Here is a 3,178-nt window from a genome sequence, read left to right on the forward strand (position 1 = left end):
AGTAAAAGTGAAAGTTGAAGCAAGTGAAAGTGAGAATGAAAATGAATTCTCACTTTACTATTAAATCATTTTTACTTATTGGAAAAGACCTTAACAGAAAAACCTAATATATTAACCAAGCATATTATTTAAGGTCTGCTTATTCAGAATTTATAAATTTATGATCCTGAAAACAGTACCTGAAAACAGTACCTGCTTTTTAAAGTAAAACAATTCTGAGAATGAAATTGGTGATAAATATGCCAGAGAACATGAACTTAAAAATTGGGGAAGCTGCAGGAGTGTTGTATCATAAGCTAGAGGAAGGTGAATGCAGTTTGAACCAGATAAAGATTCACCTAAGTGACAATGGTTTTGATTCTCAAATAGCTTTGATGTCTATTGGCTGGCTTGCTAGAGAAGACAAAATAAGCGTTGATAAAGAATCTAATCGTTGGTATGTCCGATTGAAATAACCCTTATTGAATGTTTGGACGATATACTTGTTTTACATCAAAATGATTTTCCATTATACTTTTATTAGCTTGCTTTTCCTTTAAGACTTACTTTTTTCTCTTACAACCATAACAGGGACTTTTGAGTGCCGTACAACATTTACGGCAACGCTGCCTAAAAGCAGCCGATCAATTCCTGTTCTGCCAAGAGTGCCCATAACAATAATATCCATTTTTTCTTCTTCGGCGTATCGGATCAGCTCAGAGGCAGGATGACCTTCAAGCAGGACACACTTGACATTAACATTTTCCATCTCTCCGATCCCTTTTACATAATTAACGGCGTCAGATCCGTCTTTTCTCAAAGCCTCACGCATTCTCTCCCAGTTAAAATCCACAGCCATCGAAGAAAAATACTCCGTGGATATTACATAAACTGCGTAAACCGTCCCTCCGCTTAACCTGGCAAGTTCTATCCCTTTATTGGCAGCAAGCCTTGAGCAAACCGAGCCGTCAGTTGCAATCATTATTTTCTTAAAAGTAACGTTCTCTATGTAAAATCCCCCATTTATTCATTCACCTGTAAGAAATATAATAGCATCGGGTTTCATGAAGTGAAGATGCAAGATACCTGGTAAGATTTCTACATACACGTGAACTAGAGCAAAATTAACAGTTCATTAATTTTGTTTGATCCCAAATTATTTTCCTTTTTTAGTTTTCTATTGCAGTTATTCTCATATACATGTGGTCTACTGTTTTGTCCCAACTTCGTATATGTTTCTCATATATGACCATCCTACTATATGATCATCCTACAGTTCCAAAACGAATTGAAGTTTACTTAATGTTTAAATTTTAAGTAGCCTGCTGTTGTATTATGTATTGGACTTCCAACTGGTTTTGAGTCTGAGAAAATATTTCAGGACATAACAGTAGTTCACTAATTTTTACTTCCTCTTAAACAGTGCCTTCCGATATTCATAAAACAATAACAATGCTTCCATATCTCTTTTATCACCCAAATCTGGATACAAATGTAGCTTGCAAAGCTGTTGCACCCTTGATACAGCAAAATTTTGTTGATATAGTTGATTTTCGAATATTTTACTCTTTAATATCATAAATCACGCATTTATTTACCACCATGTTACGGTTAAGAAATATACCAGTTTAGACTCAACATAGTTCAATCTCATATGGTCTTATATGAGTACAAATTTTATTCTTTTATCTTTTATATACATATCTGAATATAGTCGGACAATGTGTTTATATATGAGCTTTCTGGCCAAATCATCCGACAATCAAAGATTCTGAAATAATTAATGATTCGAAAAAAGTATGAAAAACGGATAGTTTTATGATCTGGTGAAATAGTTTATGGTTTATATATAATGTATTAGTAATAGTTTATGGAGTTCAAAAGTACTTTCCAGGTAACCCAAACTCCATAAAATGTGCCCTAAGAGGCAGTGATTATGTTAGCTTTGCCCATATTTAAGCTTGCCTGATTCTGCCTCCTAGGGTTATAAGGAGGATAAATATGAAGCGTAATAGAATTGGAATAGGTATACTTGTTTTAGCAACTCTGCTGTTGGTATGGTGTTGATACCGGCCGCAAGTGCACAGAAAGAGGATAATTATTCTGTAACTGCAGAGAAAGCCTTTGAGCACGCAAATGCACAGATGCTACATTTTATAGCAACTAACACATCAGGTTTTGAAAACTGGACAGAAGCCACTATTGATTCAAAACCATTGGAACTTTATGATATAAATGGCCAAAAATTGTATTATCAATTTTCAGCATATAAAAATAATAAGGTAATAGGTCAAATATACAGTGAAAGTAATTCGGAAATGTCGGAGTATATGTATCCAAATGGCCCTGTTACAAATTATAGTTATACCATAGATGGCGTTCTCAAAGTAGCTGTTAATAAAACGGTTGAAGAACCTTTCATGGACGAAATATACCATATATTTGACTCAAAAGCGAGCTCTATAGGGATTAAAGAAGTTCCTTTGGTGTTTATGCGTGAAGATCTTGTTGTGCCAGTAGACAAAGCGACTTCAGCTGTTGAACAGACTAATTTGTCTACATCTAAAGAAGAGAATAATGAGAAACTCAATAATTCAAGCAATAATAATTCTGAATCTGATGGGGGTAGATCGAGCGAAAATAATTCTACTCCAGGTTTTGGATTATTAGGAAGTTTGACCTGCCTGTATGGGGGATGGAAGCTCAGGAAAAAGTAATGCGAGACTTGGAGAACCTGAAGTACTGGTATTAATGATCTATTGTCTCTCAAAATGATCTATTGTCTCTCAAGTCTGATGTACAAACTTAAGAAACCTGATATATCGAAACACTGCACATCATGAGGGATTGAAATTCTTCAATATTTTTGTGTGCTGGTATGAACGAAATCCATGAGAGAGTCGCTGATGTTGTTGCTTTTTAATGAATCCATAAGTTGGGGTTTAAAATGGAAAAAATAACATGTGATAAAATACATCGAGAGCATACTCTCATAAGAGTTTTGGGAATAACTTCACTTACGATTTTAATATTGGCTGGTGTAGCAAGTGCAGCTCCATTTGCATATGTGACAAATCTGGGAGATTTAGGACTTACGCAGTTAAAATGCCGAAAACTTGATATCTTTATAAATATACTTATGGCTTAGTGTTTCTCTAAAAACGTACGGAGTTATGGACATAAATCCACCTAAGTGTAC

Annotated in this window: 3 protein-coding genes and 1 pseudogene; 3 read left to right on the forward strand and 1 reads right to left on the reverse strand. The window is 34.7% G+C overall.

Features of this window, described 5'->3' with window-relative positions; all coding sequences use genetic code 11:
- Positions 1 to 239: 239 nt before the first annotated feature.
- On the forward strand, positions 240 to 455 hold the full coding sequence (locus tag A9239_RS04300; protein ID WP_080941470.1) for a winged helix-turn-helix domain-containing protein: 216 nt from the start codon (positions 240 to 242) through the stop codon (positions 453 to 455).
- 80 nt (positions 456 to 535) lie between these two features.
- On the opposite strand, the gene A9239_RS04305 is transcribed toward A9239_RS04300, so the two are convergent.
- The gene (locus A9239_RS04305; protein ID WP_048155313.1) at positions 536 to 961 is read right to left on the reverse strand and encodes a universal stress protein; all 426 of its coding nucleotides are present in this window, start codon (positions 959 to 961) and stop codon (positions 536 to 538) included.
- A 1,075-nt stretch (positions 962 to 2,036) separates the two neighbouring features.
- Here A9239_RS04305 and A9239_RS20835 point away from each other — a divergent pair.
- Together A9239_RS20835 and A9239_RS04315 are read left to right on the forward strand one after the other, a co-directional pair.
- A complete protein-coding gene (locus A9239_RS20835; RefSeq protein WP_048118047.1) occupies positions 2,037 to 2,696 on the forward strand; it encodes a hypothetical protein in 660 nt (219 codons plus the stop codon).
- 230 nt (positions 2,697 to 2,926) lie between these two features.
- Positions 2,927 to 3,061: pseudogene (locus tag A9239_RS04315) on the forward strand (YncE family protein); the annotation flags it as partial.
- Between the last annotated feature and the right edge of the window lie 117 nt (positions 3,062 to 3,178).

The sequence above is a fragment of the Methanosarcina sp. A14 genome (assembly GCF_001729375.1).
Lineage (GTDB): Archaea > Halobacteriota > Methanosarcinia > Methanosarcinales > Methanosarcinaceae > Methanosarcina > Methanosarcina barkeri.

What these genes read in the sequence shown, in the direction of transcription:
- A9239_RS04305 (WP_048155313.1), bottom strand. Translation starts at nt 961, where the DNA reads ATGATTGCAACTGACGGCTCGGTTTGCTCAAGGCTTGCTGCCAATAAA.
- A9239_RS20835 (WP_048118047.1), top strand. Translation starts at nt 2,037, where the DNA reads ATGGTGTTGATACCGGCCGCAAGTGCACAGAAAGAGGATAATTATTCT.
- A9239_RS04300 (WP_080941470.1), top strand. Translation starts at nt 240, where the DNA reads ATGCCAGAGAACATGAACTTAAAAATTGGGGAAGCTGCAGGAGTGTTG.